At 66.4% G+C, this 25,679-nt stretch carries 20 protein-coding genes; 13 read left to right on the top strand and 7 right to left on the bottom strand.

Annotation, left to right across the window (positions count from 1 at the left end; genetic code table 11):
- Position 1: 1 nt before the first annotated feature.
- From GC088_RS04520 to GC088_RS04490, 7 genes are all read left to right on the top strand, one after another.
- The gene (locus tag GC088_RS04520) at positions 2-1,354 is read left to right on the top strand and encodes an FAD-dependent oxidoreductase (RefSeq protein ID WP_323960878.1); all 1,353 of its coding nucleotides are present in this window, start codon (positions 2-4) and stop codon (positions 1,352-1,354) included.
- Positions 1,355-1,440: 86 nt separating this feature from the next.
- A complete protein-coding gene (locus GC088_RS04515) occupies positions 1,441-2,682 on the top strand; it encodes an MFS transporter (protein WP_416377514.1) in 1,242 nt (413 codons plus the stop codon).
- A 12-nt stretch (positions 2,683-2,694) separates the two neighbouring features.
- Positions 2,695-3,054, top strand: a complete 360-nt coding sequence (locus GC088_RS04510) for an ArsR/SmtB family transcription factor (RefSeq protein ID WP_323960874.1) — start codon at positions 2,695-2,697, stop codon at positions 3,052-3,054.
- A 232-nt stretch (positions 3,055-3,286) separates the two neighbouring features.
- Positions 3,287-4,426, top strand: coding sequence for a hypothetical protein (locus tag GC088_RS04505; RefSeq protein ID WP_323960872.1), 1,140 nt, complete (start codon positions 3,287-3,289; stop codon positions 4,424-4,426).
- Between the two features lie 219 nt (positions 4,427-4,645).
- Positions 4,646-5,782 carry a glycosyltransferase family 2 protein gene (locus tag GC088_RS04500; RefSeq protein ID WP_323960870.1) on the top strand — a complete coding sequence of 379 codons (1,137 nt, stop codon included), beginning with the start codon at positions 4,646-4,648 and terminating at the stop codon, positions 5,780-5,782.
- A gap of 4 nt (positions 5,783-5,786) precedes the next feature.
- Positions 5,787-5,975: a hypothetical protein gene (locus tag GC088_RS04495; protein WP_323960868.1), complete on the top strand. Its 189-nt coding sequence runs from the start codon at positions 5,787-5,789 to the stop codon at positions 5,973-5,975.
- A 23-nt stretch (positions 5,976-5,998) separates the two neighbouring features.
- A complete protein-coding gene (locus tag GC088_RS04490) occupies positions 5,999-6,379 on the top strand; it encodes a hypothetical protein (protein WP_323960867.1) in 381 nt (126 codons plus the stop codon).
- Here GC088_RS04490 and GC088_RS04485 read toward each other — a convergent pair.
- Positions 6,376-9,000 carry a helix-turn-helix transcriptional regulator gene (locus tag GC088_RS04485; RefSeq protein WP_323960865.1) on the bottom strand — a complete coding sequence of 875 codons (2,625 nt, stop codon included), beginning with the start codon at positions 8,998-9,000 and terminating at the stop codon, positions 6,376-6,378. The two genes, GC088_RS04490 and GC088_RS04485, sit on opposite strands and share 4 nt — an antisense overlap.
- A 279-nt stretch (positions 9,001-9,279) precedes the next feature.
- Between GC088_RS04485 and GC088_RS04480 the strand changes: the two genes are divergently transcribed.
- Positions 9,280-10,218, top strand: a complete 939-nt coding sequence (locus GC088_RS04480; protein WP_323960864.1) for an SRPBCC family protein — start codon at positions 9,280-9,282, stop codon at positions 10,216-10,218.
- Between the two features lie 210 nt (positions 10,219-10,428).
- On the opposite strand, the gene rsmA is transcribed toward GC088_RS04480, so the two are convergent.
- The 3 genes from rsmA to GC088_RS04465 all read right to left on the bottom strand — a co-directional run bounded on the left by rsmA (position 10,429) and on the right by GC088_RS04465 (position 13,356).
- Positions 10,429-11,301, bottom strand: coding sequence for a 16S rRNA (adenine(1518)-N(6)/adenine(1519)-N(6))-dimethyltransferase RsmA (gene rsmA, locus GC088_RS04475; protein ID WP_323960863.1), 873 nt, complete (start codon positions 11,299-11,301; stop codon positions 10,429-10,431).
- A gap of 113 nt (positions 11,302-11,414) precedes the next feature.
- Positions 11,415-12,560, bottom strand: a complete 1,146-nt coding sequence (locus tag GC088_RS04470; protein ID WP_323960861.1) for a resuscitation-promoting factor — start codon at positions 12,558-12,560, stop codon at positions 11,415-11,417.
- 403 nt (positions 12,561-12,963) lie between these two features.
- Entirely contained in the window at positions 12,964-13,356 is a 393-nt protein-coding gene (locus tag GC088_RS04465; protein WP_323960859.1) for a MerR family transcriptional regulator, read from the bottom strand.
- 180 nt (positions 13,357-13,536) lie between these two features.
- Here GC088_RS04465 and GC088_RS04460 point away from each other — a divergent pair, with 180 nt between their 5' ends.
- Positions 13,537-15,048: a SulP family inorganic anion transporter gene (locus GC088_RS04460; protein ID WP_323960857.1), complete on the top strand. Its 1,512-nt coding sequence runs from the start codon at positions 13,537-13,539 to the stop codon at positions 15,046-15,048.
- A 42-nt stretch (positions 15,049-15,090) separates the two neighbouring features.
- Here GC088_RS04460 and GC088_RS04455 read toward each other — a convergent pair whose 3' ends face one another.
- The gene (locus GC088_RS04455) at positions 15,091-16,038 is read right to left on the bottom strand and encodes a TatD family hydrolase (RefSeq protein ID WP_323960855.1); all 948 of its coding nucleotides are present in this window, start codon (positions 16,036-16,038) and stop codon (positions 15,091-15,093) included.
- A gap of 138 nt (positions 16,039-16,176) precedes the next feature.
- Between GC088_RS04455 and GC088_RS04450 the strand changes: the two genes are divergently transcribed.
- The 3 genes from GC088_RS04450 to GC088_RS04440 are packed head-to-tail and all read left to right on the top strand — an operon-like array spanning position 16,177 to position 21,198.
- A complete protein-coding gene (locus tag GC088_RS04450; protein WP_323960854.1) occupies positions 16,177-17,223 on the top strand; it encodes an AAA family ATPase in 1,047 nt (348 codons plus the stop codon).
- Between the two features lie 4 nt (positions 17,224-17,227).
- On the top strand, positions 17,228-18,802 hold the full coding sequence (locus GC088_RS04445) for a DUF58 domain-containing protein (RefSeq protein WP_323960852.1): 1,575 nt from the start codon (positions 17,228-17,230) through the stop codon (positions 18,800-18,802).
- A complete protein-coding gene (locus GC088_RS04440) occupies positions 18,799-21,198 on the top strand; it encodes a transglutaminase TgpA family protein (protein ID WP_323960851.1) in 2,400 nt (799 codons plus the stop codon). The genes GC088_RS04445 and GC088_RS04440 overlap by 4 nt, the downstream gene beginning before the upstream one ends.
- 148 nt (positions 21,199-21,346) lie before the next feature.
- On the opposite strand, the gene GC088_RS04435 is transcribed toward GC088_RS04440, so the two are convergent.
- A complete protein-coding gene (locus tag GC088_RS04435) occupies positions 21,347-22,828 on the bottom strand; it encodes an NAD-dependent succinate-semialdehyde dehydrogenase (protein ID WP_323960850.1) in 1,482 nt (493 codons plus the stop codon).
- Between the two features lie 186 nt (positions 22,829-23,014).
- Positions 23,015-23,839, bottom strand: coding sequence for a 16S rRNA (cytidine(1402)-2'-O)-methyltransferase (gene rsmI / locus GC088_RS04430; RefSeq protein WP_323961933.1), 825 nt, complete (start codon positions 23,837-23,839; stop codon positions 23,015-23,017).
- On the opposite strand from rsmI, the gene GC088_RS04425 reads away from it, so the two are divergent.
- Positions 23,838-25,634 (top strand): dolichyl-phosphate-mannose--protein mannosyltransferase, encoded by a 1,797-nt coding sequence (locus GC088_RS04425; protein WP_416377496.1) that lies wholly within the window; start codon positions 23,838-23,840, stop codon positions 25,632-25,634. The two genes, rsmI and GC088_RS04425, sit on opposite strands and share 2 nt — an antisense overlap.
- Positions 25,635-25,679: the final 45 nt, after the last annotated feature.

Here is a 25,679-nt window from a genome sequence, read left to right as displayed (position 1 = left end):
CATGAAAAGCGTCGCAGTGATCGGGGCGGGCCCCATCGGACTCGCCGCTGCAGCCCACCTGCTGGAGCAGGGGTTGGAGCCCATAATCTTCGAGGCTGGTGCTACCGCTGGAGCGGCTATTGAGCAGTGGCGCCACATCCGCTTGTTCTCGCCGTGGCGGTACAACGTCGACGACGCCGCGGCGCGCCTGCTGGAATCCACCGGTTGGGAGCACCCACGGCCGACGGCCGTGCCGTACGGCGGGGAACTGATCGATCAGTACCTGGCGCCGTTGGCGGCGGTCCCTGCGATCGCCTCCCGCCTCCACACGGGCGCGCGGGTTGTCGCTGTAACGCGTGAGGGCATGGACAAGACCCACACCAAGAACCGGGAGGCGGCGCCATTCGTGGTCCGCGTCCAGCACAGCGGTGGTTCGACGACGGACCACGTGATCGACGGCGTCATCGATGCGTCCGGAACGTGGTCAACTCGGAATCCGCTGGGTGTCTCCGGCCTGGCAGCGCTCGGCGAGGAGGCAACCGGGAAACGGGTCTCTGTTCCACTGCCGGACGTGAAAGGTAGAGATCGCGCGGACTTCGCGGGCCGCCGCGTCCTGGTGGTCGGTGCCGGCCACTCCGCGGCGAACACGTTGATCAGCCTCACTGAACTGGCGCGGGAAGAGCCCTCCACAAGGATCCTCTGGGCGGTGCGCGGCGCTTCCGCGCAGAAGGTGTACGGCGGCGGAGATCTGGACGGACTGCCGGCACGCGGCCAGCTCGGCGCCCGACTGCGCAGGCTCGTCGAGTCAGGCGCCATCGAGCTGCGGACGGGGTTCGGCATCCGTGCGCTGTATGACCGCCTCGACGGTGTGACCGTTGAAGCGGTGGACGGGCGCGCGGTGGAGGCCGACGTCGTCGTGCCCTGCACCGGCTTCCGGCCGGACCTGTCCATCCTGCGGGAGCTGCGCCTTGAACTGGATCCGGCGGTGGAGGCACCCCGCGAACTCGGGCCGTTGATCGATCCGGAGTTCCACTCCTGCGGCACCGTCCCTCCGCATGGCGCGAAGCTGCTCGCGCATCCCGAGCGGGACTTCTACATTGTGGGGATGAAGTCGTACGGCCGGGCGCCGACCTTCCTTCTCGCCACCGGCTACGAGCAGGTCCGCTCTGTTGCAGCCGCACTTGCCGGGGACCGCGAGGCGGCAGATCACGTACGCCTCGAGCTACCTGAGACGGGCGTGTGCTCCACCGACGCCGGAACCAGCTGTGATGTTCCGGCGCCGGCCGATGCGGCGGCGTGCTGCGGGGCGCCGGAGCCGGCACTGATCGGGATCCCGACCGGACTCGCGCACGGCCGTTCGGGCGAGAACGCCTAGCGGCTCGGGGCGCACGGAAGTCGTGATCGTTCCGGCGCTCGCGAACGCTTATGTGCACGTCTGCGCACATGAGCTACTATGCAACTGTGCTCAACGTGCTGCGGGTCGCCGCCTACCGGAAACTGTTCTCGGCCCAAATTGTGGCCCTGCTCGGCACCGGGTTGCTGACCGTGGCGTTAGGCCTGCTCGCGTTCGACCTCGCCGGCGGTCAGGCAGGCGCGGTGCTCGGGACGGCGCTGACGATCAAGATGTTCGCGTACGTTTTCGTGGCGCCGCTGATGACGGCGCTGGTCGAGCGGCTCCCTCGCAAGACCGTGCTGGTCACCGCCGACCTGGTGCGGGCCGGCGTCGCTGTCCTGCTGCCGTTCACCGACCAGGTGTGGCAGATTTACGTGCTGATTTTCGTGCTGCAGGCCGCGTCCGCCACGTTCACCCCAACCTTCCAGTCCGTCATCCCGACGATCCTGCCGAAGGAACGCGACTACACCCGCGCACTCTCGCTTTCGCGGCTCGCCTACGACCTGGAATCCCTGCTCAGCCCCATCATCGCCGCTGCCCTCCTGTCGGTCCTCGCCTACAACGACCTGTTCCTGGGAACCGTGGCTGGCTTCGTCCTCTCGGCCATCCTCGTGGTGACCACCCGCCTGCCTCTTACGACGACGACGGCGAGCACCGGCTCGTTGCTGCACCGCACCACCCTGGGCACCCGGATCTTCCTGCGGGAACCGTCGCTGCGCGGGCTCGTGGCGCTGAACCTCGTGGTGGCCTCCGGGACGGCGCTGGTGCTGGTAAATACGGTGGTCTACGTGCGGGACCTGGCGGGCGGGTCCAACGTACACGTGGCGCTGGCGCTGGCCTGCTACGGCGCAGGGTCAATGATCGTGGCGCTCACCGCGCCCACTGTCCTCGACCGGATCACCGACCGCTCGCTCATGCTCACCGGCGCTGGAGTGGTCGCGCTCGGGGTGGCGGCCGCCGTCGTCGTCGCTGTTATTCCCGCCGCGCCGCTGCTGGCGGCGGTGTGGGTACTGCTGGGTGCGGGGACATCGATGATCAATACGCCGTCGGCGCGGCTGCTGCGCAGGGCTGCCACGGAGGACACGCGGTCCTACCTCTTCACGGCGCAGTTCTCGCTCTCGCATGCCTGCTTCATCCTCAGCTACCCGATCGCGGGATGGGTAGGCGCTGATGCGGGCCTGCCGACCGCTGCCGCTGTGCTGGCTGTGATCGCTACACTGGGCACGGTGGCTGCGTTCCGGCTCTGGCCGGGCGTTGGCACGGCTGAGAGCACCGTGCAGGCGCCGGAACTGAGTGAACAGGCACGCTAGAACGAGGGAATAATGGGCGAGGTCCTACCGAAACGGGAACCGAGCCTCCACCACGCCGACAATCCCGACCAGCCCCGTCTCGAAGCCGGCGCGGCGACCTTCCGGATGCTCGCCGACCCCACCCGGCTCCACCTGCTCTGGCTGCTCACCGAAGGACCGTCCGACGTCGGCGCCCTGGTCGAGCGCACGGGCGCCTCCCGCACCTCAGTGAGCCAGCACCTGGCCAAGCTGCGGTTTTCCGGCCTGGTCAGCACCCGCCGTGAGGGCAGGAACGTTGTGTACAGCATCGTCGACGGGCACCTCACGCGCCTGGTCCGCGAGGCTATGAACCATGCCGACCACCAGATCACCGGCGAGCCCTCGCACGAGTAGGCGCCGCCGTCGTCGTCCTGCCCCCTCTGAGTGCGCAGAAGGTGCGCTTTTCCAGCGGAAAATGAGTGGTTAGCTGCGCGTTTGGCAGGACTTTTAAGCACAGTCAAGCGGCTGTCAAAGCTTTGGGAAGAATGCGGTTGCGCTGATGGGTTCCTGCCGGAATCAGAGGGAAGCCCAAACATACTCGATCGGGAGCAACACCAAGTCTCGATCGAACAGCCAGGAGCATCCCGTGAACCTCACCCGCGCCCTACCCAGAAGCCTCTTCGTTGCCGTCACCGCAGTCGTGCTCGCCGCCGGCACGATCACGCCCGCGAATGCCGTTGGCACTGTTAGTAATGAACCCATGACTACCGTTGACCCGGGCCCCGCCGGCAGCTTCTCCTGGAAGGGCTTCAACTGGCAGAAACGCTTCTGGGCCGGCGCACCGCACTACAACCGACTCGTGGATCCGGCCAACGTCGCGAATCCCGATGCCCGCGGCCACGTGAAGCTGAGCATCACCAACCCCACCGGGAATGCCCCCGTCGGCGCCGAGTTCCTCTCCACCCGCAAGGGCTTCGGCTACGGAACCTACAGCGTCACCGTGGAGAAGGACCTGCGCAGCCTCCAGAAGGAAGTGGTGTGGGGGTGCCTGTTCACCTACGACCCGGACGCCGCACCCGGCTACAACGAAATCGACCTGTGCGAGGCGTCAGCTTGGGGCGGAGGCGCCGCGTACGGCGAGTCCTGGCCCGTCAGCGCCGCACACGGCTACTGGTTCGACGCCACGAAGGCGCCAGGCCAGGGCGGCAACAACACGGTGACCTTCGGCGTCACCGCCGATCCCGTCCTGACCCACCGCATGGTCTGGGAACCGCGACGGATCACGTTCGAGACCTTCGCCGGCGAGGGCTACACAGGCAAACTGCTCAAGCGGACCATCTTGGAGGGCTCGACCGTCCCGGTCCCGGCACGCGAGGCCATCCACTTCAACCTATGGGTCACCGGCGGGGGCGGCGGCTCCCCCGCTACCGTCCGACCGGAGAGCGTGGTGCTGCGCGACTTTTCCTTCACACCTCGCCCTGCGGTGCAAAGCACGACGCCGGCACCCGTCATCGCGCCGATCCCCCTCTCCTCCACCCCGACCATCCAGGGCACCGCCCGGGCGGGACGGACACTGTCCGCAAACCCCGGACGGTGGACCACCGGCACCACCTTCCGGTACCAGTGGTACCGCTCCGGAGTGGCCATCTCCGGTGCAACGGCGAAGTCCTACAGGGTGAACGTTCGGGACAGGAACGCCCAGCTCACGGTCCGCGTCACCGGAATCAAGACCGGATACCGGTCGGTGGCCAAGACCTCCGCACCTACCCGGGTAGCTGCAAGGTAGCGCCCTCCGATCTCATCTGCCGCAGCCCTACCCGGGTAGTTCTCCGGGTAGGGCTGCGGGTGTTGCACGTACTTCCCAGTAGCCCCCCGGCGGATTTCGCATAATTCCCACGTACATTGCACGTAAATAGCCGCAGGGATTCGCGTAGGAATTACGCGTGTGTAATGCATTGCGCGGTGAATAGTCTTCTCAACAATTGCGAGTTGTTGAGGAGATGTAATGCCCGCTGCCCTAATCCGGGAATCGACAGTCTCGCCGGGGACATTCGAGGACCGGCGGGTAGTCGCACTTATTCCTGCCCATAATGAGCAGGAGCTTATTCTTCAGGCCGTGCGCGGTCTCCTGCAGCAATCCCGACGCCCCTCACAGATTATTGTCATTGCCGACAATTGCACGGACCGAACGGTGGAGCTGGTCCGCGACGCCGATCTTCCCGGTGTCTCCGTCTTCGAGAGCTTCGGAAACACAGCCAAGAAGGCAGGTGCGCTCAACCAGGTCCTCGCGAATCTTTTGCCGACCCTGCACGACGACGACACCGTGCTGGTGCAGGACGCGGACTCCATCCTTGACCCGCACTTTGTGGCCGGCGCCCGTCGGCATATTGGAGGTGACGCCTCCCTGGGAGCGGTAGGCGGGACGTTCCGCGCCGTCCAGGCCGGCCCTGATGCTTCCCTTGCCGAGCGGTTCCTGATCCACCTGCAGGACAACGAGTATGCCCGGTACGCCCGCGACGTGAGGCGGCTCAAAGGCAAATGCCTTGTTGTCACCGGCACCGCCGCCATGTTCCGGGCCAGCACGCTGCGAAGGATTTCCCAGGCCCGCCTCACCGGCGAACTGCCTGCCGGTGACGGCGCAGGTGGCGTCTATGACACCACCGTCCTTACCGAGGACAACGAATTGAGTTTCGCGGTGATGACTGTCGGCATGAAGCTACTGGCGCCGTCGGACTGCCTGCTTGTCACCGACGCAATGAGCTCGTGGCGCGAACTCTGGGCACAGCGGCTGCGCTGGAAGCGCGGTGCCATGGAGAACTGTTTCCAGTACGGCTTCACCCGCGTGACGGCCGCCTACTGGGGAAGGCAGCTCCTGAGCCTGGTGGGAATACTCGTGACGCTCGCCTACCTCGGATCCTTGATTTGGAGCCTGGTGGCCGTGGGAAGTATCAATATCCACCCATTCTGGCTCGCTGTGACAGGAATTTTTGTGCTTGAGCGATCTATCACACTTAAAGACAAGAATCGCACTCAGCGATTTCTCGCCGCCACAATGTACGAACTTCCCTACGACATCTTCCTTCAAATTGTTCACGCTCGCGCTTATTTCGATGTCCTGCGCAGATCAGAAAGAAAGTGGTAATTCCATGTACAACAATCCCTCTTCTCCCATGGCCGCCGGTATCGGGTCCGGAGCCCTGGCCTACACGGGCGCCGGAGACATTTTCTGGCTGGGCCTGGCCGGCTTCGCCCTGCTCGCCGCCGGCATGGCCGTGACCCGCATGGTGCCGCGTTCCGAGATGGCAACTCCTGCCGCCGACGGTGAGCAGGACTAGCTGCCTACATCGGAATGATCGCAGTGACATCACCCGACGAAGCCCCGCTGCTCGACCTTTCCGTGCTGGTGGCCATGGAAACGGACTTCCACGATCCGGAGCCGGTGCACCAGTTTGTCCGGAACTTCATCGAGATCTGGGATAAGCGATACACCAGACTGGTCAACGCCTCACGGCACAGGGATCCCACGGAGGCCCAGGAGGTTCTGCTGGGTATCATGACGTCCTCTCGGATGCTGGGTGCCACCCAACTGGCAGCACTCGCCGGGGACCTGGAGACGCGCCTCAGCCGCGGCGCCGTCCGGGTTCCCCGGCCGGCTCTGAGCACGCTGGCTGACTGCGGAGAACGCACGGTGAAACAACTGGCCGACGAGTATCTGGGAAGGGGGGCGCAGCAGACTTAGGAGGCTTCGCCGTCGAGCGCGGCGAGGAGGTCATTGCGGCTGCTCACGCCGATCTTCACGTAGATCTGGTAAAGGTGACCCTCGACCGTGCGGATCGAGACGTGCAGGCGCGCGGCTATTTCCTTGTTGGATAGGCCGCTTCTAGCAAGCCGGGCCACTTCCCGTTCGCGTGGCGTGAGGAGGTTCAGCTGCGCGCCGGAACGGGAAGCGTTCGGGTGAAAGCCGGACGCGGCTGTGGCACGCCGAATCTTCTTGGTTAGCGTGCGGTCGCCCGATGCCACTGCGAGTTTCCGCAGAAGCTCGCGGATGTCCTCCGCGAAGCCATAGCTTCCCATAGCTTCCGCTGCTTTGGCCGCATCCGCCAGAAGGTTCGGCTTCCGGGAACGGACCCCTTCCCCAAGGAGCGCACAGAGGTCGGAGAACGGGCCTTGCGTGCGGGCCGCGGCGGCCACCAGTTCAGCTGCCGCGTCCCTGTCACCCAGGCAGACCAGCTCAGCCCGGACAACAACTTCGAGCCCGGACCGCCCTGCAGACTTTTCCTCCTCCGCCTGCATGCTCAACATCCGTCGCGCCTCGGCGGTGGAACCGAGCTGAACGAGGGTGAGGGCACGGAAGTAACGGAGGGCGAACTGCGGGATGCTCGCCTGCGCAGTCCTATCCTCAAGCGGGAACATCAGAGGCCGTACCTTGCCGGACTCGCCCTGAAGCGCATAACAGTAAGCGGTGGCGGCAGCAGCCGTACACCTCAGACCGGCGGGATCGCTTACATGCAACTGAGCCAGGGCCGGCACGAGCAGCTCCAAAGCCTCCTCGTGCCGACCTTGGAGGGCAAGCGTCACCCCGTCCATCAGTTCACCGGCGGTGCCGTCAGCGGAGACCGACGGTTGATTCTGCGGTACCTGACCCGCGCCTCCCGTAACCAGGGACACCAACTGGAGCCAAAACACCAGGCGGGCACGCACCCTGGGAGGCACCGCGACGTGCTGGAGGGACGCTGCGAGTTCCTCACTGAGGGCGTGAGCCTCGTGCTGGCCGTCGGTTACCGCATCGGCGAGCGCCAGAAGGCCGGTGAGCTGCAGCGCCATCTCCGGCCCGTCGGCGCTCCACTCCTTCTGCGTTTTCCTCAGGGTTGATGCAATGTCAGTGAAACGCCCCTCGGTGGCAGCCTGCTCCATCTGGGCCAGGAGAATACTCCCCGGTTCCGGCCCGATTCGGGCTGCGGGACCGGAGCTGCCGAGCGGACGGCTGTTCCATGCGGCCAGAATCGAGCGAGCAGCCTCCATGCGGACACGAAGGGCGCGGTTCTTCGGGTTCTCGAGAAGTGCCAGCTCCTCCTTGGGGATCACGGTACGTGCCGCTTTCTCGAATTCCCCCATCACTGTGGCCGCGGACGTCAGGTCCTCGGCCTTGATGTGGGCACGGGCCGTTTCCAGCAGCAGGGGCAATGCCGCTTCGCCTTCCCCTGTAGCGGAACCGAGGAGCCTCAGGGCGGTCTCAGTGTCGTGGTGATCGTTGGCCAAGGTGGCTGCACGAAGCGCGATTTCCGCACCCAGTGGCAACCCGCATTCCAGAACCCACTCGGCATGGCGTACGGGATGGATGGGCGGGACGCCATCGGGGCTCTGCTCCCGCAGCCGTGCGAGATGACCCACCCGGGCAAACGCCCCGACCTGGTTTCGGATCACCAGACCGACCAGATAGCCGACGATCACGAGCTGCTGGGGATCACGGCCAAGCTCGATTGCTCCAACGCCCCGCAGGTGATCAAGGTCCCCAACGGAGCCAAGAGTCGAAGCGAGGCTCAACGGCATTGAACCGGCCAGCGCCAACATCTCCAGTAGCGCCAGTTGCTCAGGCGTCAACGCACCGAGGTGAGCCATCACAGCGTCCGCCGTCGCCTGCGACACCTCGACCGGTCCCCGGCCGCGAACCCAGATGTCCCCGTGGCGGACGAGCCGACCTGAACTGACAAAATCCTGGACCAGCAGTTGCATCAGTCGCGGGTTGCCGGAGCTGGCGTCCCAAAGGGCATGCAGCGCTCTTCGCGAGATGACGCCGTCGAGCGCTGTGGTAAGCAGCTGCTGCGCTTCCGCCAGCGGGAGGCAGTCCAGGTCCACGCGCGCGAGCGCTCCCTCAAGCCAGAGCGTCCGCAGGCTCGGCGGACATCGCGTAAGGTCCCTGCAGGCGACCAGCAGCTTGGCGGAGCGGTTCAGGGCGAGCTGCGCAACGACCTCCGCCGATGCCGCATCCAGTGCATCAGCATTCTCGACCACCAGGACAATCTGCTTCCGGTCGGCCATCTCCCGAAGGTGCGGAGCCAGCGCGTCCACAATGTCGTGGGGGTCCAACTCGAAGCTCAGGCCGAGTTCACCCATGAGGAATGACAGGGCTGCGAAGGGTTTGTCCGTCGAGAGAGCCGTGCCGCGCATGTGGATGGCGAGTTGGTCTACCTCGGTCTTGCTGAGCGCCTCATGCAACAGGAAGGATTTACCGACGCCGGGTTTACCAACAATGATCGCTCCCAGTTGATGGGAGCTGGATAGCGCGCGCAGAACCTCGGGCACCGGCTCGTTCCGGTCGACGGCAGGCAGGACTGCACCCGCCAACCACGTTGGACTCATACGCCTCACCCCATTCCCCGACAGGGCACTCTATCTTTTTGTGTCTCTAGTTGTCCCAATGGAACGGCGAAGATTCCCGGTACTTTCCCGGCCAACCGGCGTGTACAGCTGACGAAACGTTGAGGTGGATCTTCGCCCAACCTGAGAGATTCGGAGCGGCTGGCCGACCGGACTGGTCAGAAGAGCAAATTTCCGACGCGTAGCCAGCGGCCGGGTGTTTATGTATCGTAAGCATACTGATGAATTCATTTCATCGACGTTCGAACCGAAGGAGACGCTGTGAGCACGAGGATCGAAAAGCAGATCATGGTCAACGTTCCGGTGAGCGTGGCCTACAACCAATGGACACAGTTCGAAGAGTTTCCCCACTTCATGGGCGGGGTGAAGAAGGTAGAGCAGCTTAGCGACGACCGGCTCCACTGGGTCGCTGAAATCGGTGGAGTCAAGCGCGAGTGGGAGGCCCGGATCCTCGCGCAGGAGCCCGACCGCCGCGTGGCCTGGGCTGCGACCGAAGGAGCAACCAACGCGGGCGCTGTCTCGTTCGAGGATGTCGGGGGCGGCCAGACCTCCGTCCGGCTCGAGCTTGAGTACGAGCCCGAAGGCCTGGTCGAAAAGATCGGCGACAAGCTGAACGTCGTCGAAAAGCAGGCTGAAAGTGATCTGGAGCGGTTCAAGGCCTTCATCGAGGATGAGGGTTACGCCACGGGCGCCTGGCGCGGCTCGGTTGCCGGCGGCACTGTCGGCACGCCCACTGTTGCTGACGCGGCTGCTTCGCGTGGTGACGATGGCAAGGCCGGCATCTCCGGCAAGGCAGCAGCGGCGGCGGGCGTCGCGGCGGCAGCCGGTGTCGCTGCAGCAGCTGCCGCGGCAGGCGGCAGCAAGAAGGACACCGATGACGTCGACGTGGTTACCACTGACGTGCCGGCCGGCGACTCCCTGATGACCGACGTACCGCCGGCCGTTCCGGTCGAGGACACCACCCCTCCGGACGTCACCCCCGAGGTTGGCGTCACCGGTGCCGGAGCTGCAGGAGTTGGTACCGCCGGAACCGTCCCGGACCGTCCTCTCGGTGAGCCCTTCGACCAAACCAACGGCCTGATCGACGACGATGGCGAATCCGACGGCCTCGCCGGAAGCGACACCCGCAGCGCGGCCGATCGCGACGACGACGACCAGACCGGCGGCTTCATGCCCCCGACCCGTCAGGGCGGCCTGTAGGTCGGTTGGACTTATAACCAGTTCCTAACGCCGAACGGCGGCTACCCCCACGCGGGGTGGCCGCCGTTCGGCTTTTGCCGGTTGTACTTGCGGGCAGAAACCTGCAGGTTCTACACCTCGGAACGGCGTCTTGCGGAGGACTTCCGCACTTTGGCGGGGGCGCCGCCGTCGTGCGTGCATCAGAAGTTGCAGGATTGTGCGCAAGGGCGGTTAGGGCTTGGGCTTTCCCTCGGCGATGCGTGCGAAGGCGTGGATGTCCAGCACCTCGCCGCGGGCTGAGGGTTCGACGCCGGCACTCACCAGCGCTTCCTCGGCGCGGGCCGCTCCGCCCGCCCAGCCCGCCAGCGCCGCACGAAGCGTCTTGCGCCGCTGGGCGAACGCGGCGTCGATCACGGCGAACACTTCCTCGCGGGAGGCGGAGGTCTGGGGCGGGTCGTGCCGTTCGAAGGCCACGAGTCCCGAGGCGATTTTCGGCGCTGGCCAGAACACGTTCATGCCGATCACGCCGGCCTTGCGCATGGTGCCGTACCAAGCTGCCTTCACGGACGGGACGCCGTAAACCTTGGAGCCCGGAGGGGCGGCGAGCCGGTCCGCCACTTCGTCCTGCACCATTACCAGGCCGTGCCGGATTGAGGGGAACTGCGCTAGCAGGTGCAGCACCACGGGAACGGCCACGTTGTACGGCAGGTTGGCAACCAGTGCGGACGGGTCGGCGGGCAGTTCGGTCACGCGCAGCGCGTCGGCCTGGACCACGTCGTAGGAGTCGACCCGCTCGGGACGCCACTGCGCGATCGTCTCCGGGAGACGGGCTGCAAGTACCGGATCGATCTCGACGGCGACCACGTGCTTGGCGGCGTCCAGCAGGCCAAGGGTCAGCGAACCCAGCCCGGGACCGACTTCCAGGACCGTTTCGGAGGGGTCGACGTCGGCCGCGGACACAATCCGGCGGATGGTATTGCCGTCGATGACAAAGTTCTGCCCCAGCGTTTTAGTGGGACGGATGCCCAACTCCTCCGCCAGCCGACGGATCTCCCCCGCTCCGAGCAGGGGGGTTGCCGGGCTCTGGCTTGCCTTGTCATTCACCTAGCCATCGTAGCGGGACGCCGCTGCACGCCCGGCAAGCATGCCCCAGACGCAGCAGCGCCCGTGCCGGGAACCGACACGGGCGCTGAACGGGGAGGCTTCAGTTAGAGGTACTATCTAAGGCCAAGCTTTGCGGAGCACGAAGGCCAGTGGCCCCAGCCGCCGTTCTGCTTGAGCACCTCGGCCGTTGCGATTTGCTCTGCACGGGTTGCCTGGTGCGGCAGCGGGGCGTACTTGCCGCCGCCTGCTCCGAGCCAGCTCGACTCGCTGAACTGCAGGCCACCGTAGTAGCCGTTACCGGAGTTGATGGACCAGTTGCCGCCGGACTCGCACTGGGCGAGGGCATCCCAGGCTCCGCCGCCCGCAGCCACCGCTTCAGGGGCAGGTTCCGGGGTCTCTTTCTCTTCCTCCGCGCCCGCTGCGGCAGCCTTGGCGGTCTCCTCTTCCTCGGGCTCCGGCTCCGGCTCCTCCTCGCGGGTGCCCACGGCGACAACTTCCTCAACGGCCTGCCGCGTGACCTTGTCGCTGACCTGCTTGCGGCCGGTTTCCTTGCCATCGACCAGGGTCACGGAGAACACGAGAGTGCGTTCGCCGGCCACACCCGCCTGAACGACTTCGCGCTCGCCGACCAGGAGTTCGTCGGTCTCCTCAGTGCGGGTTCCGAAGTCGATGACCTCGGTCTTGGTGACCTTCTTGTCAGTCTCCACACGGGTGATCTTCAGGCCCATCCCGGTGACGAGCGAGCTGTTGACCGGCACCGACACGCGGTCTTCCTTGCCGAGCGTGATCTTCGCTTCGGCGAGGAGGTCCTTCACGGTGTTGACCTTGGTCTCGATGCGGCGGTTCTTGCCGTCAACCGCGAGCGTGACCGCCTTCGGCGTCGAAATGGTGAGGGTGGAGCTGAGGGTGACCAGGCGCGTGGCGGGAGGTGCGGAGACATCGGAGTCACTGGCCACACCGAGCTCGTCGACGAGCTCACCGACTGTGTCAGTGGTGGTGTGGACTACCGTCTCGGCTCCGTTGAGGCGGATATCGACGGGTGCGGCTTTGTGCACCTGAATGGCTGTGCCGTCATCGACAGCGCTTGCCAGCGCCGGAACCACCTCGTCATTCGCGGTGACCGTCACGTCCGCGGCTTTCAGGACATCGTCAACGGTGTCGGCGAAGGTCTGGACGGTTCGGCTTTCGCCGTCGATTACGACCTGCACGCTCTTGCCGTCGCCCACGAAAGCCACGAGCCCGGCAACCAGACTCACCATGACTGCCCCTTGCCCGGCCAGAACTGCCCAGGCTTTAGCATCCCTCTTTGCCACACGCACCTACATCCCGCGAAGTATCCGGGCACGGGGAAATGGCGCTCTGATGGGCGCGCAGCAATAGCTGGCGCAGCACAGAGTGCACAGGCAAATGAACGACGGCGGCAGGGCACTCACCGGGGCACGCCGACGTCGTGCTGTGGCATCCGGGCACAGGGCACCGAAGGCACATCACATCATTGGCAAAATCCCAGAAAGAACCCGTCCGCAGCGGACGGCATTAGTCCGAAAGCCTTCCCCGACCCCGGCTAATAACATGCCACCGTAATTGAATCGTGATAAATGGGCAAGCTCGGCGAGTCGCGAATGATGCGGCTCACACAGGGCCTCCAGGCGGCAGGGCGCGTTAGAAGCGGCTCAGAGTGGCGATGAACTCGTCCGCGCCGCGGAGGTTTTCCTCAAGCTTTCGGCGCTTGGCCGCGGCCGATTCGACGTACGCAGCGAGCCGTTCCCGTAACCCGGCAGCCTCTGCGCCACTGGCGCTTTCCAGGCCGTCGACGATCGAGAGCAGGTCTGCCATTTCCTCCAGGCTGAAACCGAGCGGCTTCATGCGCCGGATCACCAGCAGGCGTTCGACGTCAGCTTCGGTGTAGACGCGGAAACCGCCCTCGGTGCGGGACGAGGCTGGAAGGAGGCCAACCTCGTCGTAGTGCCGGATGGTGCGCAGGGACAGCGACGTCCGCTCTGCGACCTCACCTATGTGCATGGTCGCGGACGCAGTTGAAGCGGATTCACCCATTGTTCGCCCTCGCGTTGCTAATCAACCCTTACGTTAGGGTAGAGTTGAAACAGGGCACATGGCTATAGCGCCGCCCTTCGTACATCGGCGTACAGCCTACCGTCCGTCCCACTGCGGCGCCGCCCCTCAGCATCCGGCACGTGGCGGACACCTCTTCACTCTCACCGAAGGAATCTCCGCATGCCCACGGCCACTTCTGCCCTCACACCAGTGGAGCGCCAATCCGTCCTAAAAACGCTGAAGAGCCCGCGCCTGCTCAAGGTCGAGGTGCTGGCCGGCCTCGTGGTGGCCCTTGCGCTGATTCCGGAAGCCATCGCGTTCTCGATCATCGCCGGGGTGGATCCGCGACTGGGCCTGTTCGCGTCCTTCACCATGGCGGTCTCGATCGCGTTCCTCGGCGGGCGTCCGGCGATGATTTCCGCGGCAACCGGCGCCGTCGCACTTGTGATCGCGCCACTGGTGGCAAGCCACGGCGTCGAGTACTTCATCGCGGCGGTGATCCTCGGCGGGATCTTCCAGGTGGTTCTGGGACTGCTTGGCGTAGCGAAGCTTATGCGGTTCATTCCGCGTTCAGTCATGGTGGGCTTCGTCAACGCACTGGCCATCCTGATCTTTCTGTCGCAGGTTCCCGAGCTGCTCGGGGTGCCGTGGATGGTCTACCCCATGGTGGCGGTGGGCCTGCTGATCGTCTTCGGGCTGCCCCGGTTCACCAAGGCAGTCCCCGCTCCACTGGTCGCGATCATCGTGTTGACTATCTTTACCGTGGTTGCCGCCGTCTCCGTCCCGACCGTGGGCGACAAGGGCGAACTGCCCGACAGCCTCCCCAGCCTGTTCTTCCCCAACGTTCCCTTCACGCTTGAGACCTTCCAGATCATTGCGCCGTTCGCCCTCGCGCTGGCGCTGGTGGGCCTGCTCGAATCGCTGATGACCGCCAAGCTGGTGGACGACATCACCGACACCCACTCGGACAAGACCCGCGAAAGCTGGGGCCAGGGCGCCGCGAACATCATCACCGGCTTCTTCGGCGGCATGGGCGGCTGCGCGATGATCGGCCAGACCATGATCAATGTGAAGGCTTCCGGTGCTCGCACCCGCATCTCCACGTTCCTCGCGGGCGTGTTCCTCCTGATCCTGGTGGTCTCGCTGGGCGACGTCGTCGCGATCATTCCCATGGCCGCACTGGTGGCCGTCATGATCTTCGTGTCCGTGGCCACGTTCGACTGGCACAGCATCCACCCCGCCACCCTCAAGCGCATGCCACGGAGCGAGACCATCGTGATGGTGAGCACCGTCGTCGTAGTGGTGTGGACGCACAACCTCGCCATCGGTGTGGGTGTGGGCGTGCTGGTGGCCATGGTGGCCTTCGCCCGGCGCGTGGCGCACTTCGTCACCGTGGAGCGCACCGTTTCAACGCACGACGGCGGCGAGGTCGCCACCTACGTGGTGAACGGGGAGCTGTTCTTCGCCTCCTCCAACGACCTCTACACCCAGTTCGAATACGCCACCGACCCCGACCGGGTGGTCATCGACATGCACGCCTCGCACCTGTGGGACGCCTCGACCATCGCGGCGCTCGACGCAATCACCGAGAAGTATCACCACCACGGCAAGGAGGTGGAGGTGATCGGCCTCAACGACGCCTCAGTCCTCATGCGTGAGCGCCTCGCCGGGAAGCTCGGTGCAGGCCACTAGCGCCAGGCCACTGAGCGGGCCACTGAGCGGGCCACTGACCGCCTAGTCCCACTCCCCGTAAGCGCGGCGCGTGTTCGCGTTGATGCGGCGGCAGAGCTCCTCAAGATCCGTCCCGAGGTGCTCTGCCATGAATCGGACGGTGTAGGGGACGGCGTAGGTGGCGTTGGGCTGACCCCGGAACGGATGCGGCGTGAGGAACGGCGCATCCGTTTCGGTCAGCACCAGCGACGGGTCGGCAACCGACAGAGCTTCCCTCAGGTCGCCGGCGTTCTTGAAGGTAACCGTGCCGGAAAAGGACATGAACCAGCCGTTCTCGTTGCAGATCCGCGCCAGTTCGGCATCACCGGAAAAGCAGTGGAAGACCACCCGCTCCGGAGGGTTCTCCGACTGCAGGACCTTCACGACGTCGTCGTGCGCGTCCCGGTCATGGATCTGCAGGGCGAGGTCCAGCCGGCGGGCAATGTCCAGGTGGCGGCGGAAGGAGTACTCCTGCCGTTCGCGGCCGTCCTCACCGGTGCGGAAGTAATCCAGCCCGGTCTCGCCGATCCCGCGGATGCGTGGGTGCCGGGCCAGCTCCTCGATCTCGGCGAGCGCGTCCTCGAGCGTCCCTTCGGCAGCGAGCACCGGCGCCTCGTTCGGATGGATCGCCACGGCGCCGAGCAGGCGGCGGTCGCGCTCGACGGCGTTGACCGTGAAGCGCGACGACTCCAGGTCCGTGCCCACCTGCACCGCGAATCCGACGCCGACAGCCTCCGCCGCGTCCATCGCGTCAGTGGCGCTGACGGCCACGTCGCCGTCCCGGAAATCAAGGTGCGTGTGGTTGTCCATGACTGGGAAAGGCAGCGGCTCAGGTGCGGGCGGGTACTGCAGTTTCCGGCTGCGGCCCCCCGATTCGGAAGCGCGGGTGCGGCCGGTGGGCGAGTCTGTTGAAGCGCCTGACGGCCCGGTCTCCGCGGGCCGGTACTGGGCAGGGATCTGGCTGGTGCACATACTCCAACCCTAGAGCCCGGAACTTTCCCCCACGACCAGCGTTTGTCCTAGTAATCTGTAGGAAGTTGACAGCCGCTGCACGACGACGATTCCACACCGACGTGGACCGGGGTCCCGGCGATGTTCCGGAAGGTATCCATGGACGCCCATAACCAGTACGCGACCCCCAACGGCAGCACGGCGCCCTCAACGGAAACCGCCCACGCAGGCACGCCGATGACCGGCGAGACCTTCCGCGAGACCAGCGCCCGCATCCTCAAATCCATCAACACCGTGATTGATGGAAAGCCCGACGCCGCGCGGCTGGCTTTGACCGTCCTGCTCGCCGAGGGGCACCTGCTGCTGGAGGACGTTCCGGGTGTGGGCAAGACCATGCTCGCCAAGACCCTGGCGCGGACCATCGACTGCAGCGTCAACCGCATCCAGTTCACGCCGGACCTGCTGCCCTCGGACGTCACCGGTGTCTCGATCTACAACCAGGACTCCCACCGGTTCGAGTTCCGGCGCGGACCGGTCTTCGCGAACATCGTCATCGGCGACGAGATCAACCGGGCCTCGGCCAAGACCCAGTCGGCCCTCCTCGAGTGCATGGAGGAACACCAGGTCACCGTGGACGGAGCGTCCTACGCGTTGAGCAACCCCTTCATGGTGGTGGCCACGCAGAACCCCATCGAGATGGAGGGCACCTACCCGCTGCCCGAGGCCCAGCGCGACCGCTTCATGGCCCGCATCTCCATGGGCTACCCGGACATGAGTTCCGAGATGGACATGCTCGAGACGCACCAGTCGGTCTCGCCGCTGAGCTCCATCCGCCCCGTCGCAGGAGTGGAGGACGTCGCGGCCATGATCCGGCAGGTTCGCCAGGTCTACGTTTCCCCGGCTGTGAAGGAGTACACGGTGGGCATCGGCCACGCCACGCGTGAGCACCCGCAGCTGAGGCTCGGCGCCAGCCCGCGCGGCCTGCTGCAGATGCTGCGGGCCGCGAAAGCCGGGGCTGCACTCGAAGGGCGCGACTTCGTCCTCCCCGATGACGTCAGCGCCGTCGCCGACGCGGTCCTCGCCCACCGGCTCATCCTGGACCGCAAGGCACAGAGCACGGGTGAGACGCCGTCGTCGATCATTGCCGGCATCCTCGCCCGGGTACCGGTGGCGCGCGACGCCGCCAGCGCCGCCCGATCCCGCTAGCGCCATGGCACTGGTCGAGCGGCTGCCGCGCATCCTGACCGCCAGGGGCTGGGGGCTGACCGCCGCCGGTGTGGTGTCGCTGCTCCTCGCCCAGTTCCTTGGGCGCCGCGACCTGCTCTACCTGGGGATCCTGCTGGTCCTGCTGCCGCTGGTTTCCGTGCTAGTGCTCCGGCTGGTCAAACCGCGCTTCACGGTCCACCGGACCTTCGCCCCACAGACCATGGAGACCGGCTTCACCACCACGGTGACCCTCTCCGTCGCGTCCGACGGCCCCCTCGGCGGCTCCGTGACCATGCAGGAGCAGCTGCCGCAGCGCTTTGGTGAGGCCCCCGAATTCCACTTCCCGGCCCGGCATCCCACTCCCAGCGGAGTCAGCCTGTATGAGTACCGGCTGCGCTCGGCCGCGCGGGGCGTGTACGACGTCGGCCCTGTCACCGCAGGCTTCACCGACCCCTTCGGCCTCGGCGTCTCCCGCCACACCCTGGGCGGGACGGACCGCCTGGTGGTCACCCCGGCGCCGATCGAACTGCCCTACTCGCCGCTCACCGGGGTGCGTGGGACCGACGGCAATTCGGTGACCCGGCGCAACGCCAACCCCAGCGACGACGACGTCATGACCCGCGAATACCGCCACGGTGACCCCATGCGCCGTGTCCACTGGGCCGCGACCGCCCGGCACAACGAGCTCATGGTCCGCCAGGAGGAATCGGTTACAACGCCCGAGGCCACCCTGATCCTGGACCAGCGGCAGGCTAGCCACGGGTCAGGTTTCTTGTCCGCATTCGGTGGGGATCACGACGCCGACGCCGGCGTCCTCTCCTCCCCCACCTTCGAATGGGCGGTAGTTGCGGCGGTCTCGATCAGCGCTCACCTGCTTGAGCGCAGCTATGCCCTGCGCTTTGTGGACGAGACCGGATCGCCCGCGCTGCGGCGGTCCGTTTCCGCGCCCTGGCCCGAGGACGAGGAGTTCGTGGGCATGAGCGGGCAGCACAGCATCGCGCAGGGCCTGGCCGCCCTCGACCTGCTGCCGGACCCGTCGAAGCGGTCCTCAGGCTCGAGACAGGCGGGCTCGAGACAGGCCGGCTCGCGTCGCGTATCCGGTTCCGGCGAGTCCGGGCTCTCCGGGTCCAAGGCGGGATCGTCCCGCCGGATCGGAAACAGTGGCGCCTCGCACGGGGTTGCCTTCGGAGACGCCATGCTGGACAAGCTCGCCCTGCTGAAGCACCACGGGCCGCTCATCGCGCTGCTCGGATCCATCACCGAGCAGGAGGCGCGCGAGCTTGGTCCGGCGGCGGAGTACGGTTCACAGTCCTTCGCGATCCTCGTCTCCGAACACCCGCGCAACCTCCACGGGGTCATGGACATCCTCCGCAACGCGGGCTGGCATGTTGTCGCCGTGACGCCCAGTGCGTCACTGGCGACGGCGTGGGCCCACTTCGACGCGCCTGGAACCGTAACGTCCTCCACCGCGAAGACCACCCTCTCGGGTGGCGTTAGTGCTGGTCCCGGCGCCTCGATTGGCGCCCCGGTGGGCACATCCGGCCAAGCGAACCCAGCTAGCACAGGAGCAAGGGCATGACCGCCACACTCTCCCGTCCCGCCGAAGGGCAGGCACAACGCATCCTTCCCACCGCTCCCGAGAAGCCGCGACGGAACTACTGGCACCTGCTCGTGAGCGCGGCGTCGTTGGCGGCAGTAATGCTCACATCATTGAGCCTCACCGGAGTCATCTTCGGGTCCGAATGGTTCACACCGGTCCTGGTGACCGTGGCAACCGTGCTCTTCTGGATGGCGCTCACCCGCGTGTGGCGCCTGCCCGGGTACTTTGCGCCGCTTGCCGGGATTTTGGCGCTTGCGGGGTCGCTGATCTGGCAGTTCTTCCCCGGCCAGAGCATCCTTGGCGTCCTGCCGGGTGAGGGTTTCACCGGGCGGCTGGCGATCCTGCTCGGACACGCGGAGAACACCGTGGTGTCCCAGGTGGCTCCGGTGCTGCCGGGGCAGGGCCTGTTCCTGGTGGTGTGTGCCGGAGTCGGGCTCATCGCAATCCTGGTGGACACGCTGGCCAACACCCTGCGCATGCCCGCCACGGCGGGACTGGCGCTGCTGGCGATTCTGGTGGTTCCCGCCGTCGTGCGGATCAACAGTGTGGGGGTGCCCTCGTTCATTGTTGCAGCGGCGGGTTTCCTGCTGCTGCTCGGCTGTGCACACTGGCGGGAGGCGCGGCTGGAGTCGGCGTCCTCGCAGGAACTGTCGGGCGCCCATCTGTCGCGCGGGATGGTGATCGGTGCGCTGGCGGTGGGCATCGCCGTCGTGCTGCCGCTTGCCATCCCCGGGTTCAATACGGGCGCGTTCCCGCAGGGCGCCCGCGTGAACCTGTGGGGAACGGCCACCGGCCTGAACCCGATCGTCACGCTGGGCAACGACCTGCGCAATCCCAACGGCTTTGGCCGCATCGAATACGCAACGACGGCGGAGGATCCGCTCTACCTGCGATCCGTCACCCTGGAGGACTTCAGCGGGCAGCGCTGGGAGCCTGACCAGCGGCTCGGGCAGCGAATTGCGGGTGTGGAGGAGATGTCGTCGGAGACCCAGCCTGGCGGGAATCCGGTCCTGACCCGGATCGACACCGAAAGCTTCACCAGCCCCTGGCTGCTGGCCCCGTACGCGCCGGTCTCCATCAACGGGCTGCGCGGACAGTGGGCGTGGGATCCGGGGAACCTCAGCATCCTGGCGATCGACGGCGGATCCACCGCCGAGCAGGACTACCTGGTGGAGAGCACCGAGCCCAACCTCACACGTGAGCGGCTGCAGGCCATCCCGGCGGCCGACCCGTCATCGGTGCCGGAGCAGTTCCTTGCACTGCCGGACTCCATGCCCGGGGTCATCCGTGACACCACGGCCTCCGTAATCGACGGTATCTCCAACCCGTACCGGCAGGCCCTGGCCATCCAGAGCTTCCTGCGTGGGCCGTCCTTCGTCTACTCAGTTGATGCCCCGGTGGACGGCGGCTACGACGGGAACAGCCTGGACGTGATGGCACGGTTCCTCGAGTCCCGCTCCGGTTACTGCGTGCACTATGCCGGGACCATGGCAGTGATGGCGCGCATCGCCGGAATTCCCAGCCGCGTTGCGGTGGGCTACTCCCCCGGCACACCCACGGGTGAGGTGTTCGTGGGCCCGAACGGGACCGAATTCACCGAGTTCGCGGTCAACTCCAAGGACGCCCATGCCTGGCCCGAGCTGTACTTCGAGGGCGTCGGCTGGGTGCAGTTCGAGCCCACCCCATCACGCGGCGTCGTGCCCGACTACGCTCTTTCTTCCCTGGACCCCGCCACTCCGCCGGTCAACAGCGACAACCTGAACCCGGGAACCGGAGTGGTTCCACCGTCCACCGCCAGTCCCTCGGCGCAGGCGGAGGAGGAGGTGGAGACCGCGCAGGAGGTGCGGGAGGGCACCGAACGCAGCTCCGCGCTTGGGCTCGCGCTTTTGGGCGTGCTGGTGCTGCTGGCGTTCACGCCGATGACCGTGCGGATGATGCGAACGGCGCGCCGTCGTCGTTCGATCACTTCCGACGCGGAAGGAGTGGGTACAGCGACCGTCGCGTGGGCGGAAACGGTGGAGATTGCCGCTGACTACGGTGTTCCGATGCTGCCCACGGACACGCCGCGCTCGTTCGAGCAGCGGGTGAGGGAGCGGGTGCTGGAGCGGGTCTTTACGGGCAAGGTCAGCTCGGACGAATCCGCTGCTGCGGCGCTGGAGCGGCTGCGCCGGGCGTACGAGGAAGAGGAGTACGCCGAGCTGGCCGGACCCGACCCCCGGGCCGGCAACAGCTGGGACGATGTTCGGGCGGTGACGGAGGCGTTGGCGTCGTCGGCGTCGTCGCGGGTGCGGCTGCGGGCGCGGTTCTGGCCCCGGTCGCTGTGGCAGCCGTTCGGTGCGCAGCGCAGTGAAGAGGCCGCCCGCGCCCGGATGTGATCGCCTCGGGGCCTGATCACCTCGGCCTCGCCGGCGGGCCATCTTGCCCACCTTCTGGCTGGCCGGACGGCGTGTCATGCGCGACACGCCGTCCGATTGACCTCGCCGGATCAGAACCCGGGCAATCCGGGACGGTCCAGCGCGAACGCTAGCTCGCGGTGGGGTCCGCGATGCCCACGTACTGGGTGTAGAGGTACTCCTCGATGCCCTCTTCGCCGCCCTCGCGGCCCAGGCCCGACTGCTTCACGCCCCCGAACGGTGCCGCAGCGTTGGAGATGACGCCGGCATTCAGGCCGAGCATGCCGGTGTCAAGCCGCTCACCCATCCGCAGGCCGCGGTTCAGGTCGCGCGTGAAGACGTAGGCCACCAGGCCGTACTCGGTGTTGTTGGCCAGCCGCACGGCTTCGTCCTCGGTGGAGAAGGTCACGATGGGCGCAACCGGCCCGAAGATTTCCTCCTGCAGGATGCGCGACGACGACGGCACGTCGGTCAGCACGGTCGCCGGGTAGAAGTAGCCGGGTCCGTCCACGGGCGCACCGCCTGCAAGGCAGGAGGCACCGGCGTCGACCGCGTCCTGCACCAGGGCGTGTACGGCGTCGCGGCTCTTGCCGTCGATCAGCGGGCCGAGCTTGGTGGAGTCCTCGGTGCCGCGGCCGGGGGTGACGTCCTCCATGCGGGCGGCGAGCCGGTCGGCGAACTCGGCAGCGATGGACTCGTGCACGATGAACCGGTTGGCAGCGGTGCAGGCCTCGCCCATGTTGCGGAGCTTGGCGGCCATGGCGCCGTCCACTGCCTTGTCCAGGTCAGCGTCCTCGAAGACCAGGAACGGGGCGTTACCGCCGAGTTCCATTGAGGTGCGCAGGACATTTTCCGAGGCGTCGGCCAGCAGGCGGCGACCCACCGGCGTCGAACCCGTGAAGGACAGCTTACGCAGGCGGCTGTCCTTGATGAGCGGGCCAGTGACCTGGCCGGCGCTGGTGGTGCTCACAATGTTGAGGACGCCTGCGGGCAGCCCGGCTTCCTCGAGGACCGTGGCGAACAGTAGCGAGGTGAGCGGAGTCAGGTTGGCGGGCTTGAGAACCATGGTGCAGCCGGCGGCGACGGCGGGAGCTATCTTGCGCGTGGCCATCGCCAGGGGGAAGTTCCACGGCGTGATGAGCAGGCACGGGCCCACCGGCTTCTTGGTCACGAGGATGCGGGACTTGCCGTCGGGCGAGGTGGAGTAACGTCCGGACATGCGGACGGCTTCCTCCGAGAACCAGCGGAGGAACTCGGCGGCGTAGGTGACCTCGCCGCGTGCCTCGGCCAGGGGCTTGCCCATTTCCATGGTCATGAGGAGGGCGAAGTCCTCGGCGCGCTCGGTCACCATCTCGAAGGCGCGGCGCAGAATTTCACCGCGCTCGCGGGGTGCGGTGCGGGCCCATTCGTCCTGAGCGGCGACGGCGGCGTCGAGTGCAGCCTTGCCGTCCTCGGGGGTTGCGTCGGCAATGGAGACGAGGGTCTTGCCGGTTGCGGGGTCCTCGACGTCGAACGTTTTGCCGTTCGAAGCATCGCGCCACTGGCCGCCGATCAGCAGACCCGTGGGAACCGTGGACAGGAGATCTTGTTCGCGCTGGGCGGTGATGGTCATGCCGGAGCCTTTACGATCGACGGTGCAGGTGTTCGAGGCGAGAAATGTGCCTTCGGACACTCACGCTAGCCCCGCGTTCTCAACACTGTCCATGCAAACCTGCACCACGGATGCCCGGAACCTCTGTGATTCTGCACAGCGGCTGAGGCCTCTACTTTCGGGCAGCCGCTTCCGGGCGACGCGCAACTACTTCCGGGCAGCGACGACGGCGGCGTACAGCTCGCGCTTGCTCACCCGCGCGTCCTCCGCAACAGCCGCCACGGCCTCCTTGAGGCGCAAGCCCTGATTCATCAGCTCGTTCACCGCGCCCACGTGGTCTTCCGGCGCGGACGGCGCCTCTTCCGGCGCACCACCGACGACGACGGCGATCTCCCCGCGCACTGAGGCACCTTCCACCCACTCGAGCAGGTGCTGGAGGGGCCCTCGGATCACTTCCTCGTGGAGCTTGGTGAGCTCGCGCGTGACACAGGCTGGACGGTCGGGCCCGAACTCGGTGTGCAGGGCGCGGATCATCGCCTCGAGACGATGGGGCGCTTCGAAGAACACCATGGTGCGGCGCTCGGCGCGAAGATCGGACAGCCGGGCGGACCGCTCCCCCGTCTTGCGCGGCAGGAAGCCCTCGAAGCAGAAACGGTCCGTGGGAAGTCCCGACAGCGCGAGCGCGGTGAGGACAGCGGACGGGCCGGGCGCCACGGTGACCGGGATGCCGCGTTCGGCTGCCGCCTCGACCAGTCGGAAGCCGGGATCGGAGACGGACGGCATGCCGGCGTCGGTCACCAGCAGGAGGGTTGCGCCGGCGTTGACCAGGTCCAGCAGTTCCGGAGTGCGGGAAGCTTCATTGTGTTCGTGATAGCTGAGCGTTCGGCCCCGCGGTGTCACCTCGAGGGCGGAAATCAGCCGCTGGAGCCGGCGGGTGTCCTCGGCTGCGATGACGTCGGCGGTCTCCAAGAGCGAGACCAGACGATAGGTCGCGTCCCCCAGGTTCCCGATCGGCGTTGCGGCGAGCACGATGGTGCCGCGCCCGGAGGTGGAGTTTGGGAGGACTGCCGATTCGAGGGTTGCCTCTGCGTCGTCGGTGTCGGCCCGCCCTGCCGCCCGGTCACCGCCGTCGTCGTTATGTTCCGTCACCAGTTCAGCCTACTGTCCGGGAACTGTCAGAGGCGCTCGCTACGATGATCCGGTGAGCCAAACCACCACAGCCACCGTCCCTCGCCAGGACTTTCAGCGGCAGTGGGTTGTTCCGGCGAGAACGGCTTTCTCCGAGCGGGTGCTGCGCAGACGGCTCCTCGGCGAGCAGTTGCGCTTTGGACTGTGGGGCTGGCTGCTGCCGGTACTGGTTTCGCTGATCGGCGGGGTACTGCGGTTCGTCCGGCTCGGTGAGCCGGATTCGCTGGTGTTTGACGAGACCTATTACGTGAAGGACGCTTACTCCTTCCTGCTCTCCGGCTACGAGCGCGAGTGGCCCGAAGAGGCGGATGCGGACTTCAACACGGGGAATGTGGACATCATCCTCGGAACCCCTGATTATGTGGTGCATCCTCCCGTGGGCAAGTGGATGATCGCGGTCGGGCTCGCACTGTTCGGCCCGGAAAATCCGTTCGCCTGGCGGTTTTCAGCGGCCGTGGTGGGTACGCTCTCCATCCTCATCCTGGCGTTCGTGGCGCAGCGGCTGTTCGGGTCGCCGGTGCTGGGTGCCATCGCCGGCTTGCTGATGGCGGTGGACGGCCACCACCTCGTCCACTCACGTACGTCGCTGCTCGATGTCTTCCTCATGTTCTGGGTGCTGGTCGCTTTCGCTGCCCTGGTACAGGATCGCTTCCAGGCACGACGGCGGCTGGCCGCCCTGCTGGCCCGGTCGGCCCAGGTGCGTGGCATGCCGAGCCGCGAGGAATTGCTGTACGGCCCCTGGCTTGGATTGCGGCCGTGGCGCATAGCCGCCGGAGTGGCGCTAGGACTGGCGTTGGGAACCAAGTGGTCCGCGCTGCCGTTCATCGCGGTCTTCGGGCTCATGACGGTGCTGTGGGATATGGCAGCGCGTCGAACGGTGGGGGTGCGGCGCTGGGTGCGTGGCGCTATCGTGCGTGACGGGCTGCAGGCTTTCGTTTCGATCGTGCCGCTGGGACTGGCCGTGTACCTGGCAACCTGGACGGGCTGGTTCCTGTCCTCCGACGCCTACAACCGGCAGTGGGCCGAGCAGAATCCTGATCCTTTGTGGGACTGGGTCCCGGCTCCCCTGCGGTCGCTCGCGGAGTATCACCGCAGCGCGTACTCGTTCCACCAGGGGCTCAGCTCGGAGCACCCGTATGAGGCAACGGCCTGGTCCTGGCTGCTGCTCGGCAGGCCCACGCTTTTTCTCTATGAGAACGAGGGGCTGGATTGCGGAGCCGACGCCTGTTCCCAGACCGTGAACGTGGTGGGGAACCCGCTGATCTGGTGGGCGGCTGCGCTTTCGCTGATCGCGGTGCTGCTGTTCTGGCTCGGCAGGCGCGACTGGCGGGCCGGGGCCATCCTCTCCGGTGTTGCTGCCGGCTACCTGCCGTGGTTCCTGTTCCCCGACCGCACCATGTTCTACTTCTACGCCATCTCCTTCGAACCCTTCCTGATCCTTGCCCTCACCTACGTTCTGGGGCTCGCGCTCGGCAGTCCCGGTGATGCCGTCTGGCGGCGCCGGGGCGGTATTGTGCTCGTGGGCGGCTATGTTGCGCTGGCACTGTTGCTGTCGGCGTACTTCCTGCCCATCTGGACCGCCGAAACCATCACCTACGAGCAGTGGAACGTACGCATGTGGATGCCCAGCTGGGTCTGATGCGTTTCGGAATTCCCGCCGTGCCGCTGCTCACGATTCGACCAC

The sequence above is a fragment of the Arthrobacter sp. JZ12 genome (assembly GCF_035189165.1).
Taxonomy (GTDB): Bacteria; Actinomycetota; Actinomycetes; order Actinomycetales; family Micrococcaceae; genus Arthrobacter_D.
The sequence above is the reverse complement of the archived record's forward strand: the minus strand, read 5'-3'. Positions and strand labels throughout refer to the sequence as shown.

What these genes read in the sequence shown, in the direction of transcription:
- GC088_RS04455 (WP_323960855.1), bottom strand. Translation starts at nt 16,038, where the DNA reads ATGTGCACCAGCCAGATCCCTGCCCAGTACCGGCCCGCGGAGACCGGG.
- GC088_RS04445 (WP_323960852.1), top strand. Translation starts at nt 17,228, where the DNA reads ATGGCACTGGTCGAGCGGCTGCCGCGCATCCTGACCGCCAGGGGCTGG.
- GC088_RS04460 (WP_323960857.1), top strand. Translation starts at nt 13,537, where the DNA reads ATGCCCACGGCCACTTCTGCCCTCACACCAGTGGAGCGCCAATCCGTC.
- GC088_RS04450 (WP_323960854.1), top strand. Translation starts at nt 16,177, where the DNA reads ATGGACGCCCATAACCAGTACGCGACCCCCAACGGCAGCACGGCGCCC.
- GC088_RS04495 (WP_323960868.1), top strand. Translation starts at nt 5,787, where the DNA reads ATGTACAACAATCCCTCTTCTCCCATGGCCGCCGGTATCGGGTCCGGA.
- GC088_RS04485 (WP_323960865.1), bottom strand. Translation starts at nt 9,000, where the DNA reads ATGAGTCCAACGTGGTTGGCGGGTGCAGTCCTGCCTGCCGTCGACCGG.
- GC088_RS04510 (WP_323960874.1), top strand. Translation starts at nt 2,695, where the DNA reads ATGGGCGAGGTCCTACCGAAACGGGAACCGAGCCTCCACCACGCCGAC.
- GC088_RS04435 (WP_323960850.1), bottom strand. Translation starts at nt 22,828, where the DNA reads ATGACCATCACCGCCCAGCGCGAACAAGATCTCCTGTCCACGGTTCCC.
- GC088_RS04440 (WP_323960851.1), top strand. Translation starts at nt 18,799, where the DNA reads ATGACCGCCACACTCTCCCGTCCCGCCGAAGGGCAGGCACAACGCATC.
- GC088_RS04500 (WP_323960870.1), top strand. Translation starts at nt 4,646, where the DNA reads ATGCCCGCTGCCCTAATCCGGGAATCGACAGTCTCGCCGGGGACATTC.
- GC088_RS04470 (WP_323960861.1), bottom strand. Translation starts at nt 12,560, where the DNA reads ATGGTGAGTCTGGTTGCCGGGCTCGTGGCTTTCGTGGGCGACGGCAAG.
- GC088_RS04425 (WP_416377496.1), top strand. Translation starts at nt 23,838, where the DNA reads ATGGTGCCGCGCCCGGAGGTGGAGTTTGGGAGGACTGCCGATTCGAGG.
- GC088_RS04520 (WP_323960878.1), top strand. Translation starts at nt 2, where the DNA reads ATGAAAAGCGTCGCAGTGATCGGGGCGGGCCCCATCGGACTCGCCGCT.
- GC088_RS04465 (WP_323960859.1), bottom strand. Translation starts at nt 13,356, where the DNA reads ATGGGTGAATCCGCTTCAACTGCGTCCGCGACCATGCACATAGGTGAG.